A 15880-nucleotide genomic window follows, 5' to 3' on the forward strand; every position below is an offset into this window, starting at 1 on the left:
GCCTACGACGGCCGCGGCTCCCCCACGCTGCTCACCGACTCGGTGCCGCGCGCGGTGTGCGCCATCGCCAGCGGCCGGTGCGCCCGGTGCTGCCGGCGCCGTGCCGCGTCGATCTCCGCGACGACCGACGGGCCGAGCAGCGCGCGCGGCACCGAGTCGGTGAGCAGCGTGGGGGAGCCGCGGCCGTCGTAGGCGGCGAGCGCCGCCCGCACGGCCTCCTTGCCGAGCCACACCGCCGAGCCCTCGTCCCCGACGAGGAAGCCGTAGCCGTCCGCGCGCTGCACGATCGTCCCGTCGCTGATCACCGCCGCCCCGGCGCCCGTGCCGGAGAACACGACGATCCCCTTGGACCTGCTGGTCCCGGCGGCGAACGCCACCGCGATGTCGGTCACCACCGCGGGGGAGCCGCGCAGGCCCATGGCCTGCCAGGCGCGCCGCGCGGCGGCCACCGCCGCGGGCCGCCCGGCCGAGCCGGCGCCGGCGATCCCGAAGACGCCGGTGAGGACGTGGGTGCGGTCCAGGTCTCCGAGCGCCTCGCTCAGGGCGGTGCTCAGCGCCCCGGCGGTGTCTCCACCGGAGTTGGGGTTGGCCCCTGGGCCGGTGCCGGAACCGGCCAAGGCTCCCCCGAGGGTCAGTACGACACAGCGGGTCTTCGTGCCACCCGCGTCTATACCGACCACATACGGACCGGCCAAATGGGTCAACACATGGCGAACCGTAGCCTTTTCTACCGTTGACGCGACATTGTGAGCGTAAGAAACTTTCCTCCATGAGGAAACCCATCGGACCCGAGCCGGGGGGCACGGGGGCGGCGCCCGGTGCACCCGGGGACGAGGCGCGGGGCAAGGACCCGACGCCGCTCAGCACAGTGGTGCGCGTGCGCTCGCTGCTGCCCTCGCTACCCCCCGCCGAACGGCGCGTCGCGCAACGCGTCATCGACGACCCGGAAGGGGTCGCCAACTCCACCATCACCGAACTCGCGCAGAACTGCGGGACGTCCGAGACGACCGTCATCCGGTTCTGCCGCGCGATCGGGTTCCACGGCTACCCGGAGTTGCGGCTCACCCTCGCCACCGAGGCGGGACGGGCGCAGACGGCCAGCGGCGGCCGCGTCATCGGCAGCGACATCAGCCCGGACGACTCGCTGGAACAGATCGTCGAGAAGGTCACCTTCGCCGACGCCCGAGCCGTGGAGGAGACCGCCTCCCAGCTCGACATCAAGATGCTGGAACAGGTCGTCGACGCGGTCGTCGCCGCCGAACGCGTCGACGTCTACGGGGTGGGCGCCAGCGCGTTCGTCGCGGCCGACTTCCAGCAGAAGCTGCACCGCATCGGACGCGTGTGCTCCGCGTGGGCGGACGCGCACATCATGCTGACCAGCGCGGCGGTCCTCGGCAGCGGCGACGTCGCCATCGGGATCTCCCACACCGGCGCGACCGTCGAGACCATCGACGCATTGGAGGTCGCCAAGAGCAACGGCGTCACGACGGTGGCGCTGACCAACTTCCCGAAATCACCCATCGCGGAGGTGGCCGACCTGATCCTCACCACGGCGGCAAGGGAGACGACCTTCCGCTCCGGCGCCACCGCCAGCCGGCTGGCGCAGCTCACTGTGGTCGACTGCGTCTTCGTCGGAGTGGCGCAGCGCACCTACGGGCCGACCCGCAAGGCCCTGGAAGCCACGTACGAGGCGGTCCGCGGCCGGACCGTGCGACCCGACCGGAGGCGTCGGTGATCGATTGCGAGCTCCCCACCGAGGGACGGAACCCCCGCACCCTCGACGTCGACACGCTGCCGACCATGGAGGTGCTGCGCCTGATCAACTCCGAGGACGCGACGGTGCCGATGGTGGTGGCGTCCGTCCTGCCCGAGGTCGCCCGGCTGGTCGACCTCGCCGTCGTCTCGCTGCGCGCGGGCGGACGCGTCCACTACTTCGGCGCCGGCACCTCGGGCCGGCTCGCGGTGATCGACGCCGCCGAGCTGCCCCCGACGTTCGGCATCTGGGGCCGCGTGGTGGCGCACCACGCCGGCGGGCCCGGGGCGCTGTCCCAGGCGATCTCCGACGTGGAGGACGACGCCGAGCTCGGCACCCGGGACGCCCGGGACGTGCAGCCCGGCGACATCGCCATCGGGATCGCGGCGAGCGGCCGCACCCCCTACGTCGTCGGCGCGCTGCGCGCGTCCGCCGCCGTCGGGGCGCGCACCGCGCTGATCAGCTGCAACCCGCACACCCCCTACGGCGACGAGGTCGAGGTCCACATCGGCCTCGCCACCGGACCCGAGGTGATCAGCGGGTCCACCCGGATGAAGGCGGGCACCGCCACCAAGCTGGTGCTCAACAGCTTCTCCACCACGCTCATGATCAGGATGGGACGCACCTACTCCAACCTGATGATCAGCGTGAACGCGCTGAACGCCAAGCTGCGCGCCCGCCTCGTCCGCATCCTCACCGAGGCGACCGGCATGGACGCCCGGACGTGCGAGAACGCGCTGGCCGAGGCGGGCGGCAACACCCGCGTGGCGCTCGTGTCCCTGCTCGGCGAGGTGCCCGCCGCACGGGCCACGCTCGTCCTCGAAGAGACCGACGGCGGCGTCCGGGAGGCGCTGCAACGACTGAGATCCGCGTGACCCCACCGAGTTCCGCGTAACCAGGACAGGCTCCGGCCCGGCCCGGCCGCGAGCCGCCCCGGGGCATGCGGTCATCCCCGCACTGGCCGCGTGCTCACTTCTCGTACCGACGAAGCTCCTGCCCGGCGACGGTCCGGACGTGCACCTCGTCCGGACCGTCGAAGATCCGCATGGCGCGCAACCAGGTGTACATGCTCGCGAGCGGCGTGTCGTCGGAGACCCCGGCGCCGCCGTGCACCTGGATCGCCCGGTCGACGACCTCGTGGGCGATGCGCGGCACCACGACCTTGATCGCCGCGATCTCCGAGCGGGCGCCCTTCGCGCCCGCCCGGTCGATCAGCCACGCCGTCTTCAGCGTCAGCAGCCGGGCCTGCTCGATCGCCATCCGCGACTCGGCGATCTGCTGCCGCACGACGCCCTGCTTCGCGAGCGGCGCGCCGAACGCCACCCGGTCCACCGCGCGCCGGCACATCAGCTCCAGTGCGCGCTCCGCCATCCCGAGGGCCCGCATGCAGTGGTGGATCCGCCCGGGCCCGAGCCGCGCCTGCGCGATCATGAACCCGTCGCCCTCCTCGGCGAGCAGGTTCGACACCGGCACCCGCACGTCCTCGAACAGGATCTCCGAGTGCCCGTGCTGGTCCTGGTAGCCGAACACCGGCAGGTGCCGCAGTACCGTCACGCCCGGCGTGTCCCGGGGGACGAGGATCTGCGACTGCTGCCGGTGGGGGGCGCCGTCCGGGTCCGTCTTGCCCATCACCACGAAGATCTTGCAGCGCTCGTCGGCCGCGCCGGTGATGAACCACTTGCGGCCGTTGATCACGTACTCGTCGCCGTCCCGGACGATCGAGGTCGTGATGTTCGTGGCGTCCGACGACGCCACCGCGGGCTCCGTCATCGCGAACGCGCTGCGGATCTCGCCGTTCAACAGCGGCTCGAGCCAGTCCCGCTTCTGCCGCTCGGTGCCGAACATGTGCAGGACTTCCATGTTCCCGGTGTCCGGCGCGGCGCAGTTCACCGCCTCCGGCGCGAGGTCGGGAGACCGTCCCGTCAGCTCCGCCAGCGTCGCGTACTCGACGTTCGAGAGACCCGAGATGTCGGGCAGGAACAGGTTCCACAGCCCCCGCTCCCGCGCCTCGGCCTTCAGTTCCTCGACCACGGGCGGCAGCGCGTGCGGATCGTTCGCCGCGCGCCACTCGGCGTAGACGGGCTCGGCCGGATAGACCCGCTCGTCCATGAACTCCTGGAGTCTGTCCCGGTACTCCCGGGCCTTCGCGCTGAGTTCGAAGTCCATCCCCGCAGTCTTGCAGAACGCGATTCGGTCGCCGTGCCCGGGACCGTGCGGACGCCCGCGGCGACATCGGCGGCCCGGCCCGGGGTAGGGAGAGGCCATGCCGAGCCCCCACTGGCAGGCCTTCCTCGTCGCCGCCCCGCTCCTGGCGATCAGCCCGGGCGCCAACCAGGTGCTGTCGCTGCGCAACGCGCTCCAGCAGGGGACGAGGGACGCCGTCGTCGCCCTCACCGGCCGGTTCTCGGCCTTCCTCCTTCTCGTTCTCGCGACGGCGGCCGGACTGGGCGGCCTCCTCCTCGCCTGGGAGCCGGTGTTCGCCGCGGTGAAGTGGTGCGGCGCGGCGTACCTGCTCTACCTGGGCGGACGCATGATCTACCAGAGCCGGACCCCCCGCGCGGGGGAGGAGACCGACCACCGAACGCACCGGCGGAGCCGGAGAGAACTGGCCCGGCAGGAATTCCTGGTGGCCGTGACCAACCCCAAAGCGCTCCTGCTGTTCGCCGCGTTCCTCCCCCAGTTCGTCGACCGCGCCGCGGGCGCGGTGCCCGCGCAACTGCTCGCGCTCGGGACCGCCTACATCGCCGTGGAGTTCGCCGCCGCCCTGGCGTACGCCGGAGCGGGCGGGGCCCTCGCCTCCTCCGGCCTGACGTCGCGGGTACGGCGCCTCCTCGACCGCGCCACCGGCATCACCCTGGTCGCCGTCGCCGGATGGCTGGCCTCCGCCCGCCACTGACCCCGGCCGCGACCACGCCGAACAGGATTCGGTCATTGCGCCTCGATCGCCTACGATCGCCTCGTGACCGTCAAAGCCGTAATCACCGACTGGGGCGGCGTCCTCACGTCCCCGCTGCCCGACGCGATCGCCACCTGGCTCGCCGCCGACCGCATCGACGCCGACCGCTACCGCACGGTGATGCGCGCCTGGGTCAAGCAGGCGTACGACGGCGGCGGCGTCAACCCGATCCACGGGCTCGAGGACGGCACCCTCGACCCCGCCGAGTTCGAGCGGCTCCTCGCCGCCGAACTGCTGACCGTCGAGGGCGAACCGGTCGCCGCCGCCGGGCTGATCGCCCGCATGTTCGGCGCGTTCTCCCCGGTCGAGCCCATGTACGAGGCCCTGCGCGCCGCCCGCGCCGCCGGGACCCGCACCGCCCTGCTGTCGAACTCGTGGGGCAACGAGTACCCCCGCGACCTGTTCGCCGACCTCTTCGACGCCGTCGTCATCTCCTGCGAGGTCGGAATGCGCAAACCCGACGAGCGGATCTTCCGCCACGCCCTCGGCCTCCTCGAACTCGAGCCCGCCGAGTGCGTCTTCATCGACGACATCGAGCACAACATCAAGGCCGCCGAGGCCCTCGGCATCCGCGGCATCCTGCACACGGCCCCCGAGTCGACCATCGCCGAGCTCCGCGCCCTGAACGTCCTCCCGTGACCCCGGCGCCCGCGCAGCGGTGCGTCCCGCGGGCGAGGCGACGCCCATCTGGCAGACTTGTCGGCCATCATGCGCGTCTACCTGCCCAGCACGCTCGCACTCCTCGCCGGCGTCCACGAATCCCGGGAGATCGGCCCCGCGCCGCTCGCCGCGCACGCGGTGACGCCCGCGCTCCGCGAGTGGTACGCGGGCGGCGACACCGAGGAACTCGAGTACGCGGCCCTGACCGCCGCCGCCCGCGCGTCGCTGCGCCTGCTCGCCGCCGACCCGTCCGCCCCGCGCCGCCGCGTCGTGCTGGCCGCCGAGATGCCCGACCAGGTCATCGAGCAGCGGCGCGGCGACGCGGCCCTCGACGACGATGACCCGTCGCTCGTCCGGCTGTCGGCGCCCGTCCCCTGGAAGAAGATCGCGTCCGGGCACGTGGACGACGCGGACGCCGAGGCCGACGTCGCCACCGCCGTGGCGGCGCTCCCCGCCGCCGACGCCGGGGACGACGACGCCGGGTTCACCGTCGACGGCGCCGAGGGCCACGAACTCCTCTGGTACGCGACCCAGGAGCTCCAGCACCTCCTCTGACCCCGCCGCGGCACACGCCCCCAAGGATCAGCGAGCTCGGCCGAGTCGGCGTACCGTCCGCGCCGGGCCGCAGCCAAGCCCGAATCGACGGCGGCCCATGCGCCAAAGGCCGGCCGCGCCGTGGTCACCACCACGCTCGGCGGGCCGACCGCCAGGATCGCGGCGAGGGCGCGCTCCGGCGTCCCCGCTCCGGCGGCCACGCGGTCCCGAAAGGGCAGCGGAACGGCCGGCTCGTTACCCTGCGGCTCGTCGCGGCCACCGGACTCCCGGACCGTCTTAGGAGGTCAGGCAGGGTACCGGGTGGCCTCGTCGACCTTCGCGCTGTCCGCATCCGCGATCACCTGCGGCTCGGGGGGAACCTCCTGGCCGGTCATCAGGTCTGGCAAGGGAGTACGCGGCGGAAGAGTCCGCCACCGGCCCGACGTCTTCTCGCTGCGCTGCTCTCCATCGCCCATACGGCAATAATGCGCCCTCCGGTGCCTTTTGGACACCACCGCGGACCCCCGAAATCGTGGCCGGGCCGCTCGAAGACCCGTCCCCATGGTCCTCGACCCCGGGCGACGGTGCCGCTCACACCGTCCGGTCGAGCGCTGCGAGGCGAGCGGCCCGCGCCCATCGGGCAGCATTCGTCCCGGTCACCGCCCTCCTCGGCAGAAGAGATGTGCCAGGCGCTCATCGTGATCGTTTCAGGGGAGGTCCGCCTCGGTGATGCCGTCGGCGTGTCCGGGCGGCCACTGCACCAACTCGATCCGGTAACCGTCCGGGTCGGTGAGCCACGATGTTCTCGGCCCGTCCGGGCCGGCCGGGTACTGGACCGGCTCCGGCTCCAGGCCGCGGTCGGTCAGCATCTCCAGGGTGGTGGCCAGCGTGTCCACCTGGATCGCGAGGTGGTCGAAACCCGTGCCCACGTCGACGCGTCCGTCGCTTGGGCGGTGGACCAGTTCGAGCGAGGCCGCCGGTTCGCCGGGGAACTTGAGGATCACGAGGCGGGTGCCGTCGCCGCCCTCGACCCTGCCCATCTCGATGTAGCCGAGGCCGGTGTAGAAGCGCAGCGAGTGATCCAGGTGGGTGACACGGTAGGAGACGAAGAGCGTCTTCATGCGGCCTCCCGGCCGGAGTGGAGTACGCGGTAGCGCAGGTGCGTGACGTCTCGCCCCTCCAGCCGGCGGACGAGATCGAGTTCGATGTGCTCGCCACCGAGGTGGTCGAACAACCGCCGGCCGTCCCCGAGGAGCACCTGAACCAGGTGGATCTCCATCTCGTCGAGCAGCCCCGCCCGCAGCAGGGCCTGGGCCGCGCCCGCCCCATGGACCATGACCGGGAGGCTCCCGGCGGCCGCTCGAGCCCGGCGGGCGCAGTCCTCGACGTCGGTGACGAATTGCGCGTGGCCGGGGGGCACGTCACCGTCGTCCACGTGGTGCGTGAGGACGAAGATCGGTACGCCGCCGTGGTGGTCGCCCTGCCAGCGCCCGGCGAGTTCGAACGTCCGCCGGCCGGAGATCACCGCGCCGGTCGCGAGCGCTTCGCGGTAGACCTGTCCGTTCGGGCCGTCGGTTTCCCGGTCGTCGAGCCAGTTGAACAGACGCCCGCCGTCGCGTCCCAGCTCCTGGCCGGGTCGGTCGTCCGGGCCCGCGATGTAGCCGTCGAGCGACATCGACATGTACAGCCGAATCGGATTTCGCATCCTGGCATTCATCCCCTCCATGACATCGGCATGCACCGGTTGCCGGTTCCCGCAGAGGCGGGCTGCCACAAGGGCGGACCGCACGCGGCCGGCGAACTCATCGGCCGCCGCTCACCGGCGGGCGGGTGACCCGCCCATCAGGGCGGGGTCCGGGCGTGGGCGGAGGCATTGGGGGCCGGGGGCGGGGGTAGGGACCGGCACGTCGACATCGTCGTCGGACTTCGCGGGAGCAACGCATGGACGCCGTCACCACCGTCCCCGTCCCGGTGAACGAGCCGGTCAAGGGGTACGCGCCGGGCAGCCCGGAACGGGCCGCGCTGGAGGCCAGGATCAAGGAGCTCGGCGGGACGGAGACCGAGCTGACGATGACGATCGGGGGCGAGCGGCGGATGGGCGCGGGGGAGCCCATCGCGGTCGTCGAGCCGCACGACCACGGGCACGTGCTCGGGCGGATGGGGGACGCCGCGGCGGCCGACGTCGCCGAGGCGATCGCGGCGGCGCGGGAGGCCGCCCCCGCGTGGCGGGCCATGTCGTTCGACGATCGGGCGGCGATCTTCCTGCGCGCGGCCGATCTGCTCGCCGGGCCGTGGCGGCCGACGGTGAACGCGGCGACGATCCTCGGGCAGTCGAAGTCCGTGCAGCAGGCCGAGATCGACGCGGCCTGCGAACTGATCGACTTCTGGCGGTTCAACGTCGCGTACGCCCGGCAGATCCAGGAGATGCAGCCCAGTTCGTCGCCGGGCGTGTGGAACCGGATGGAGTACCGGCCGCTGGAGGGGTTCGTCCTCGCGATCACGCCGTTCAACTTCACCGCGATCGCCGGGAACCTGCCGACCTCGCCCGCCCTGATGGGGAATGTCGTCGTCTGGAAGCCGTCGCCGACGCAGCAGCTCGCCGCGCACTTCACGATGCGGTTGCTGGAGGCGGCCGGTCTGCCGCCCGGGGTCGTCAACATGGTGACGGGCAACGGGGCGGCGGTCTCCGAGGTGGCGTTGCGGCAGCCCGATCTGGCCGGGCTGCACTTCACGGGGTCGGTGCGGACGTTCCAGGGGCTCTGGCGCACGATCGGGGAGAACATCGCCGGATACCGGGGATATCCGCGGATCGTCGGCGAGACCGGCGGCAAGGACTTCGTGCTCGCGCATCCGTCGGCGGATTCCGCGGTGCTCAAGACCGCGCTGGTGCGGGGGGCGTTCGAGTACCAGGGGCAGAAATGCTCGGCGGCCTCCCGGGCCTACATCCCGCGAAGCGTCTGGAACGGTATCCGGGACGACTTCTGCGCCGAGACGGAGTCGCTGACGATGGGCAACGTGGGGGCGGACCTGTCGGCGTTCATGGGCGCAGTCATCGACGATCGGGCGTTCGCCAAGCATCGTGCGGCGATCGAGCGGGCCCGGTCGATCGACTCGATGAAGATCCTCGTCGGGGGCGAGCTCGACGACTCGCGGGGGTACTTCGTGCGGCCGACGGTCCTGGAGTCGGCGGACCCGGACGACGAGATCTTCACGACCGAGTACTTCGGGCCGATCCTCGGCGTGCACGTCTACGACGACGCCGACTACGACGCCGTCCTCCGGCAGATGGAGGGCGTCTCCGAGTACGGGCTCACGGGCGCGATCATCGCCGATGATCGGGCGGCGATCGCCGCGGCCACCGAGAGCCTGCGGTTCGCCGCCGGCAACTTCTACGTCAACGACAAGCCCACCGGGTCGATCGTCGGGCAGCAGCCGTTCGGCGGTGCCCGGGCGAGCGGGACGAACGACAAGGCCGGGTCCGTCTTCAACCTGACCCGCTGGACGAGCGCGCGAGTCATCAAGGAGTCGTTCGTCCCGCCGACCGATCACCGCTACCCGCACATGGGGCCCTGACCGCCCGGTTGCCAGGAGCGCCCGGCAGGCCCGACGATAAGGGCGCCCACCGCCCCCGGAACGCCCGGGCGCTCCTCCGACGACCATGGGAACGGGATGTCGACGCTGAACCGGCTGGTGCTCTGGAACATCGACCACACGCTGGTCGACGTCGGGCGGGTCACCCGCGAGGCCTACGCCGAGGCGTTCCAGGCGACCGTCGGGCGCCCGCTGCTGCGGCTCGCGCCCACGCCGGGGCGGACCGAGTCCGAGATCGTGTTCGAGACGCTCGCGTTCAACGACGTCGTCACCACCGACGACCATCTGCCCCCGTTCATCGCCGCGCTGACCGAGGCGTTCGCGGCCCGGCGGGCCGGGCTGCGGGAGCACGGCCGGGTGCTCGCGGGCGCGCGGGAGGCCGTGGACGCCCTCGCGCGGGTGCCCGGTGTCGTGCAGTCGGTCCTCACGGGGTCGGTCCGGCCGAACGCGGTGCTGAAGGTGACCGAGCTCGGGCTCGCCGGCCACCTCGACCTGGACGCCGGCGGGTACGAGGACGGCGTCTACAGCAAGGCCGCCCTGCTGGAACTCGCCCGGTCCCGCGCGGGCGAGCGGTACGGTGCCGCCTTCCCCGAACGCGCCACGGTCTACATCGCGGACTCGCCGCGCGACGTGCAGGCGGCGCGCATCGCCGGTTCGCCGATCGTCGCGGTCGCGACCGGGAGCGCCACCGAGGCCGAGTTGCGTTCGGCGGGCGCGGACGTCGTGCTCCCCACGCTCGCCGACACCGATTCCGTGCTGCGGGCCGTTGCCGACCTGACCGGTCCCTGACATGTCCCTTCCTTCCGTCGGCTTCAGTGTCCGCGGTGCCGGGACGGCGCGGAACCAGAATCCGGCCCTGTGGAAAACCTCGGCCATGGGCCGCGTGACCATGATCGGTACGGGCAGTGTGTGGGCCACGGGCATTGCGCGTGACCTGCGGCGGGAGCCCCCGGACCGGCGCGCGCCGCGAGGTTGCGCCGGGTGCGGCCCGCGACGAATATGGGGAGCGTCGTGCGGCCGGGTCGCGGCGGGAAGGTGGAGAGATGTCGGGTGAGCACACCGTCGCCGAGGGCGTACCGCTCTGGGAACCGTCCGAGCAGGTCGTCGCGAACGCGCGGGTGACGCACTTCGTCCATTGGCTGTGGGACCGGGGCGTCCTCACCGAGACCTACGACGACCTGTGGCGCTGGTCCGTCACCGAGGTGGACGCCTTCTGGGACGCGATCTGGACGTACTTCGACGTCGTCGGCGAGCGCGGCGACGGGCCCGTCCGCGCCGGCGGCCCCATGCCGGTGGACGGCCTGCGCTGGTTCCCCGGCTCGACGCTCAACTACGCCGCGAACGCGCTGCGGCGCGCCGAGCAGACCCCCGACGACACCGCGGTGATCTTCCGGTCGGAGGCCGGCGGGCACCGCGTGCTGTCCTACCGGGAGCTCGCGCTGCACGTCGCCGAGGTCCGCGCGGGCCTCGCCGACCTCGGCGTCGGCAAGGGCGACCGGGTCGTCGCGTACATCCCGAACATCCCCGAGGCGCTGATCTGCTTCCTCGCCGCCGCGTCGCTCGGCGCGATCTGGTCGTCCTGCTCGCCGGACTTCGGCTCGTCGTCCGTCATCGACCGGTTCGCGCAGATCGAGCCGAAGGTCTTCATCGCCGTCGACGGCTACGCCTACAACGGGAAGACGTTCGACCGCCGCGACGCCGTCCGCGAGATCGAGGCGGCCCTCCCGACGCTCGCCGCGACCGTGCTCGTCCCCTACCTCGACCCGGCCGCGACCCCCGACGGCCTCCGCGTCGGCATGCACTACGCCGACCTGCCCCGCCCCGACCACGACACCCTGGAGTTCGAGCCCGTCCCCTTCGACCACCCCCTGTGGGTCGTCTACTCCTCCGGGACGACCGGGCTGCCCAAGCCGATCGTGCACGGCCACGGCGGCGTCGTCCTCGAACACCTCAAGGCCCTGTCGTTCCACCAGGACCTCGGCCCGGGCGACGTGTTCTTCTGGTACACCACCACCGGCTGGATGATGTGGAACTACCTGGTCGGGGGTCTCCTCACCGGGTCCGCCGTCGTCATGTACGACGGTGCGCCCCTCGACCTGTGGAAGCTCGCCGCCGACAGCGGCGTCACCTACATGGGCGTCGGCGCCCCGTACATCACCGCGTCCGCCAAGGAGGGCCGCCGCCCCGGCGAGGAACTCGACCTGTCGGCGCTGCGCGGCATCGGCTCCACCGGGTCGCCCCTGCCGCCCGAGGGGTTCGCCTGGGTGTACGACGCCGTCGGGCGCGACCTCCTGCTCGGCTCGTTCTCCGGCGGCACCGACCTGTGCACCGGCTTCGTCGGACCGTCCCCGCTGCTGCCGCTGCGCGCCGGCGTCATCCAGTGCCGCGGCCTCGGCGCCAAGGTCGAGGCGTACGGCGACGACGGCCGGCCCGTGATCGACGAGGTCGGCGAGCTCGTCATCACCGAGCCCATGCCGTCGATGCCGGTGTTCTTCTGGAACGACGACGACAACGCCCGCTACCGCGACTCGTACTTCGACATGTACCCGGGCGTCTGGCGGCACGGCGACTGGCTCAAGATCCTCCCGGACGGCGGCTGCGTCATCTACGGCCGCTCCGACTCGACCCTCAACCGCGGCGGCGTCCGCATGGGGACGTCCGACTTCTACCGCGTCGTCGAGGCGTTCGCCGAGATCACCGACAGCCTCGTCATCGACACCGGCCGCCTCGGCCAGGAGGGCCGCCTGCTGCTCTACGTGCAGCTCGCCCCGGACGCGTCCCTGGACGACGACCTGCTGGACCGTCTCAAGCGGGAGATCCGGTCGGCGCTCTCACCCCGGCACGTCCCGGACGAGATCGTCGCCGTCCCGGGCATCCCGCGCACGCTGTCGGGCAAGAAGCTCGAGGTGCCGGTCCGCAAGATCCTCCAGGGAACCCCCGTCGACCAGGCCGCCAACCGCGACTCGATGGCCAACCCGGAGGTCCTGACCCACTTCACCCGCTGACGGACGTCACTCGTCCCAGGGCCGCCACCGCTCGGTCTCGATCTCGAATCCGAGCGGCTCGGGCAGCTTGACGGTCTCGCCGAACTTCCAGAAGTGCAGGGTCTCGTACGTTCCGGAAGGGAGGTGGGGTTCGCCGAAGAGCGTGACGCCGGGTTTGCTCGGGTCACGTTCCACGAGCAGATAGAAGGGGATGCCCGAGCGCGCGTAGGCGCTCCACTTCGTACCCGCCACCTGCACGAGCCGGGGCGGCCGGTCGTTGCGCGCGTTGGACGGCGAGGTGACCTCGACGACCGCTTCCAGCTGCTCGGGCCGCACGGCCTTCCGGTCGTCCTCGAAGATGCCGAAGGCCGTTCCGCTGTCCATGATCATGAGGTCGGGGATGTAGCCGTCCTTGATCGGCGCCATGTTGAGGTCGACGGCCTGCATGGATTCCCAGCGAAAATCGGGATCGGCCATTTCGGCCTGGTACATGGCCCGCTCGATGGACTTCACCACGAAGTAGTGAGACGGGACCGGACTGGGGGACACGACGATCTCTCCTCCGACGACCTCGACCTTGGTGCCGTCGTCGGGGAGGTGGAGGTACTCGTCCAGTTCGCCGCGGACCCACATCTCGTACGGGGTGTCCGGCAGCGGGAAGCCGTGTACGGTGGCGACGCTCATTGCACTGAGCTCCCTTTTGACGACAGATGGTGACATCGTAGGGGTCTGATCACCCTCAGTGTATCGAGAACGACGGAACTCAGCGGGAGCGGACGGCCGCGTACGACTCCACGTCGCGGCGGCGGTAGAGGCGGCGGACGCGGCCGCCGCCGAGGGATTCGACCCGGGCGGGCTCGGGCCAGCCGGCGGGCGGGCGCTTGGCGTACACGGTGACGCTCGACGGCGCGAGCCCCAGGATGCGGGCGGCCTCGGCGAGCGTGACGAGATCGTCCGGGGACTCGGCGGGCGGCCGTTCCGCGAGCGCCGCGTACCAGGCCGTCCACTCGGCCTCGTCCCAGTACATGGCCTTGCCGGAGCGGTGCGCCGGTTCGGGGTGGCCGTTGGACGCGCGGTCCGCCCAGAGCTGCTTGAGGCGGTGGCGGCTGAGGCCGTGCCGGGCGGCGAGGTCGTCGCGGGCGACCAGGCCGGGCGGGACGGCCGGGGCCTCGCGCGTCGCGTACCAGCGGTCCCACGCGTCGGCGTCCCAGGCGAGCTGCGAGCCGACCTTCCCCACGGGCTCCGGATGCCCGTTGGACGCGCGTTCCCGGTACCACTTCTCCAGGGTGCTGCGCCCGAGCCCGTGAACGTCCATGATCTCGTTGCGGGTGCGGACGCGGCGGCCGTGCAGGAAGGACATGGGACCAGTCTCGCCGATGCGGATCGAACGGCGAATGATCTCGCGGTTCGTCGGTGTTCGGCACTAAGGTAAGAGCCTGCTCATACCTGTCCGATCGGAAGCACTGGGTCAGAACGCACCGTATGGCCCCATGGCCGGGTGAACTTCCCGCCCGACTCGGACGTCACACTGACACGCACAGCGCCGGCCCGTGGCGATCGGCCGGTGGTCCGCTCGACCCGGACGATCAGGAGAGGGACGGTTCCACGCATGGAGATTGGGGCGCTGCGATCCGGGGATCCGGAGCGGCTTGGTTCCTACGCCCTGATCGGCCGGGTGGGCGAAGGCGGGCAGGGCACGGTCTACCTGGGCGAGGACGAGGACGGCCGGCAGGTCGCGATCAAGCTCCTGCACGCCGAGCTCGAGGAGGACGACAAGGCGCGCGCCCGGTTCCTGCGGGAGCTCGACGTCGCCAAGCAGGTCGCGCCGTTCTGCACCGCGCAGGTGATCGACGCCGACGCGACCGGCGAACGTCCGTACATCGTCAGCGAGTACGTGCCGGGCCCGTCGCTGAACCAGCACGTCACCAAGGACGGCCCGCTGGAGGGCGCGGCCCTCGACCGGCTGGCGGTCGGCACCGCGACGGCGCTCGCCGCCATCCACCAGGCCGAGATCATCCACCGCGACTTCAAGCCGCACAACGTCCTGCTCGGCCCGGACGGCCCGCGCGTCATCGACTTCGGGGTGGCGCGGGCGATGGCGGGCAGCACCACGCTGACCAGCCGGGTGATCGGCACCCCGTCGTACATGTCGCCCGAGCAGATCGGCGGCGACGAGATCGGCGCCCCCTCGGACGTCTTCTGCTGGGCGGCCACGCTGGTGTTCGCCGCCACGGGGGAGCCCCCGTTCGGGCAGGACACCATCCCCGCGGTGATCAACCGGATCCTGCACGAGGAGCCCGACCTCGGCGGCCTGGACGGCGCACTGCGCGACCTCGTCGCCGACTGCCTGCGCAAGGAGCCGGAGCGGCGGCCCACGGCCCGCCAGGTGCTGATGCGGCTGCTCGGCCACGAGGAGGCCGCCGTGCCCGCCCCGGTCGCCGTCCCGGACGTGACCGGCGACCCCGAGGCGACCGCGATGCTCGCGGCCGGGTCCGTCCGCGCCGCCGAGGCCCTCGACGAGCCCGCCGGCGGGGGCGTGGACGACCCCGGCGAGGCGTCCCCGTCCGCGGCCTTCGAGGACGACCCCGTCCGGACGGGCGACCTCGACCGGACCCAGGCCGTCTCCGTCGCGGGCCTCCCCGGCGGCGGACGCCCCACGCTGCGGCATCTCGTCGAGAGTTCGGGCCGCTCGGCGGTGCTGGCCGGCGTCGCCGCGGTGTTCGTCGCGATCGTGATCGTGTCCTCGGTGATGCTCTTCAGTTCGGGCGGGGAGGGCAAGGCCGGCGAGCACGTCGGCGACCCGACCGTCCCGCCGACGCCGGGCGGCGGCACCCCGTCGCTGACGGTCCCCACGACCACGACGCCGGAGGACCCGGACTCCGACGCCCCGGCCTACACGCCCGACCCCTCGTACAGCCCGTCCTCCCCGGGGTCCCCGACCGTGTCGGGCTCGCCGAGCCCGTCCGACAGCGCGTCCCCCGATCCCACGGCGTCCGACACCCCCACGGGTACGCCGACGAGCAGCAAGCCCCCGCCGACCGGCGGTGACCCCGGCGACGGGGACCCGCCGCCGCCCGGGGACGGGGAACCGACGCCGAGCGGCGAGCCCGGCAGTGGCGAAGGCGGCCAGAAGCCCGCCTGACCGCGCCCCGGCGGGCCCGTACGCCCGTCCACGGAAGCGATGACCGGCTCGGTCCCTGGAGACGCCCAGGGGCCGGGAAACGGCGATTCGCCGACGACATCATGAACACATAGCCTTTACTGACTGCTTAACGCGCCTATGCCCGGCTGTGCGCCCATGTCGGCCACCGCGAACGCGTGCGAGCCGGATTCGAGCTTGCGAGAATCTGATCGCGCGGCGAACCCCGGGCGGGTCGGAGCGACGCCGCGATCGCCGCGGCG

At 72.2% G+C, this 15880-nt stretch carries 15 protein-coding genes; 9 read left to right on the forward strand and 6 right to left on the reverse strand.

Annotated features, from left to right (window positions below; genetic code table 11):
* Positions 1–2: 2 nt before the first annotated feature.
* Complete coding sequence (locus ACFQ11_RS13635) at positions 3–824, reverse strand: N-acetylglucosamine kinase (RefSeq protein WP_378298658.1); 822 nt, start codon at positions 822–824, stop codon at positions 3–5.
* Here ACFQ11_RS13635 and ACFQ11_RS13640 point away from each other — a divergent pair.
* Entirely contained in the window at positions 770–1735 is a 966-nt protein-coding gene (locus tag ACFQ11_RS13640) for a MurR/RpiR family transcriptional regulator (RefSeq protein WP_378298659.1), read from the forward strand. The genes ACFQ11_RS13635 and ACFQ11_RS13640 overlap by 55 nt on opposite strands.
* Positions 1732–2628, forward strand: a complete 897-nt coding sequence (locus ACFQ11_RS13645) for an N-acetylmuramic acid 6-phosphate etherase (RefSeq protein ID WP_034518384.1) — start codon at positions 1732–1734, stop codon at positions 2626–2628. The genes ACFQ11_RS13640 and ACFQ11_RS13645 overlap by 4 nt, the downstream gene beginning before the upstream one ends.
* Before the next feature lie 94 nt (positions 2629–2722).
* Here the strand turns inward: ACFQ11_RS13645 and ACFQ11_RS13650 are convergent, their stop codons facing one another.
* A complete protein-coding gene (locus tag ACFQ11_RS13650; RefSeq protein ID WP_378298660.1) occupies positions 2723–3919 on the reverse strand; it encodes an acyl-CoA dehydrogenase family protein in 1197 nt (398 codons plus the stop codon).
* 97 nt (positions 3920–4016) lie between these two features.
* Between ACFQ11_RS13650 and ACFQ11_RS13655 the strand changes: the two genes are divergently transcribed.
* The 3 genes from ACFQ11_RS13655 to ACFQ11_RS13665 all read left to right on the forward strand — a co-directional run bounded on the left by ACFQ11_RS13655 (position 4017) and on the right by ACFQ11_RS13665 (position 5924).
* The gene (locus tag ACFQ11_RS13655; protein WP_378298661.1) at positions 4017–4649 is read left to right on the forward strand and encodes a LysE family translocator; all 633 of its coding nucleotides are present in this window, start codon (positions 4017–4019) and stop codon (positions 4647–4649) included.
* 63 nt (positions 4650–4712) lie between these two features.
* Entirely contained in the window at positions 4713–5348 is a 636-nt protein-coding gene (locus ACFQ11_RS13660; RefSeq protein WP_378298662.1) for an HAD family hydrolase, read from the forward strand.
* Between the two features lie 69 nt (positions 5349–5417).
* On the forward strand, positions 5418–5924 hold the full coding sequence (locus tag ACFQ11_RS13665; protein WP_378298729.1) for a DUF6912 family protein: 507 nt from the start codon (positions 5418–5420) through the stop codon (positions 5922–5924).
* A gap of 686 nt (positions 5925–6610) precedes the next feature.
* On the opposite strand, the gene ACFQ11_RS13670 is transcribed toward ACFQ11_RS13665, so the two are convergent.
* Both ACFQ11_RS13670 and ACFQ11_RS13675 read right to left on the reverse strand, forming a co-directional pair.
* Positions 6611–7024 (reverse strand): VOC family protein, encoded by a 414-nt coding sequence (locus ACFQ11_RS13670; protein WP_378298663.1) that lies wholly within the window; start codon positions 7022–7024, stop codon positions 6611–6613.
* Complete coding sequence (locus ACFQ11_RS13675; protein ID WP_378298664.1) at positions 7021–7608, reverse strand: dihydrofolate reductase family protein; 588 nt, start codon at positions 7606–7608, stop codon at positions 7021–7023. Before ACFQ11_RS13675 ends, ACFQ11_RS13670 begins: the two co-directional genes overlap by 4 nt.
* Positions 7609–7844: 236 nt before the next feature.
* Between ACFQ11_RS13675 and pruA the strand changes: the two genes are divergently transcribed.
* The 3 genes from pruA to ACFQ11_RS13690 all read left to right on the forward strand — a co-directional run bounded on the left by pruA (position 7845) and on the right by ACFQ11_RS13690 (position 12499).
* Positions 7845–9476: an L-glutamate gamma-semialdehyde dehydrogenase gene (gene pruA, locus ACFQ11_RS13680; protein WP_378298665.1), complete on the forward strand. Its 1632-nt coding sequence runs from the start codon at positions 7845–7847 to the stop codon at positions 9474–9476.
* A gap of 96 nt (positions 9477–9572) precedes the next feature.
* A complete protein-coding gene (locus ACFQ11_RS13685; RefSeq protein ID WP_378298666.1) occupies positions 9573–10283 on the forward strand; it encodes an HAD family hydrolase in 711 nt (236 codons plus the stop codon).
* 254 nt (positions 10284–10537) lie between these two features.
* Positions 10538–12499: an acetoacetate--CoA ligase gene (locus tag ACFQ11_RS13690; protein WP_378298667.1), complete on the forward strand. Its 1962-nt coding sequence runs from the start codon at positions 10538–10540 to the stop codon at positions 12497–12499.
* A 6-nt stretch (positions 12500–12505) separates the two neighbouring features.
* Here ACFQ11_RS13690 and ACFQ11_RS13695 read toward each other — a convergent pair whose 3' ends face one another.
* Positions 12506–13162: a Uma2 family endonuclease gene (locus ACFQ11_RS13695; RefSeq protein WP_378298668.1), complete on the reverse strand. Its 657-nt coding sequence runs from the start codon at positions 13160–13162 to the stop codon at positions 12506–12508.
* A 79-nt stretch (positions 13163–13241) separates the two neighbouring features.
* Positions 13242–13838, reverse strand: coding sequence for a hypothetical protein (locus ACFQ11_RS13700; RefSeq protein WP_378298669.1), 597 nt, complete (start codon positions 13836–13838; stop codon positions 13242–13244).
* Positions 13839–14087: 249 nt separating this feature from the next.
* Between ACFQ11_RS13700 and ACFQ11_RS13705 the strand changes: the two genes are divergently transcribed.
* Entirely contained in the window at positions 14088–15620 is a 1533-nt protein-coding gene (locus ACFQ11_RS13705) for a serine/threonine-protein kinase (protein ID WP_378298670.1), read from the forward strand.
* Positions 15621–15880 lie beyond the last annotated feature (260 nt).

The sequence above is a fragment of the Actinomadura sediminis genome, assembly GCF_042675525.1.
Lineage (GTDB): Bacteria > Actinomycetota > Actinomycetes > Streptosporangiales > Streptosporangiaceae > Spirillospora > Spirillospora sediminis.

Bases quoted from the DNA above. Each gene is read 5' to 3' on its own strand.
- ACFQ11_RS13690 (WP_378298667.1), top strand. From the start codon at position 10,538: ATGTCGGGTGAGCACACCGTCGCCGAGGGCGTACCGCTCTGGGAACCG.
- pruA (WP_378298665.1), top strand. From the start codon at position 7,845: ATGGACGCCGTCACCACCGTCCCCGTCCCGGTGAACGAGCCGGTCAAG.
- ACFQ11_RS13670 (WP_378298663.1), bottom strand. From the start codon at position 7,024: ATGAAGACGCTCTTCGTCTCCTACCGTGTCACCCACCTGGATCACTCG.
- ACFQ11_RS13655 (WP_378298661.1), top strand. From the start codon at position 4,017: ATGCCGAGCCCCCACTGGCAGGCCTTCCTCGTCGCCGCCCCGCTCCTG.
- ACFQ11_RS13665 (WP_378298729.1), top strand. From the start codon at position 5,418: ATGCGCGTCTACCTGCCCAGCACGCTCGCACTCCTCGCCGGCGTCCAC.
- ACFQ11_RS13685 (WP_378298666.1), top strand. From the start codon at position 9,573: ATGTCGACGCTGAACCGGCTGGTGCTCTGGAACATCGACCACACGCTG.
- ACFQ11_RS13705 (WP_378298670.1), top strand. From the start codon at position 14,088: ATGGAGATTGGGGCGCTGCGATCCGGGGATCCGGAGCGGCTTGGTTCC.
- ACFQ11_RS13695 (WP_378298668.1), bottom strand. From the start codon at position 13,162: ATGAGCGTCGCCACCGTACACGGCTTCCCGCTGCCGGACACCCCGTAC.
- ACFQ11_RS13650 (WP_378298660.1), bottom strand. From the start codon at position 3,919: ATGGACTTCGAACTCAGCGCGAAGGCCCGGGAGTACCGGGACAGACTC.
- ACFQ11_RS13675 (WP_378298664.1), bottom strand. From the start codon at position 7,608: ATGCGAAATCCGATTCGGCTGTACATGTCGATGTCGCTCGACGGCTAC.
- ACFQ11_RS13700 (WP_378298669.1), bottom strand. From the start codon at position 13,838: ATGTCCTTCCTGCACGGCCGCCGCGTCCGCACCCGCAACGAGATCATG.
- ACFQ11_RS13640 (WP_378298659.1), top strand. From the start codon at position 770: ATGAGGAAACCCATCGGACCCGAGCCGGGGGGCACGGGGGCGGCGCCC.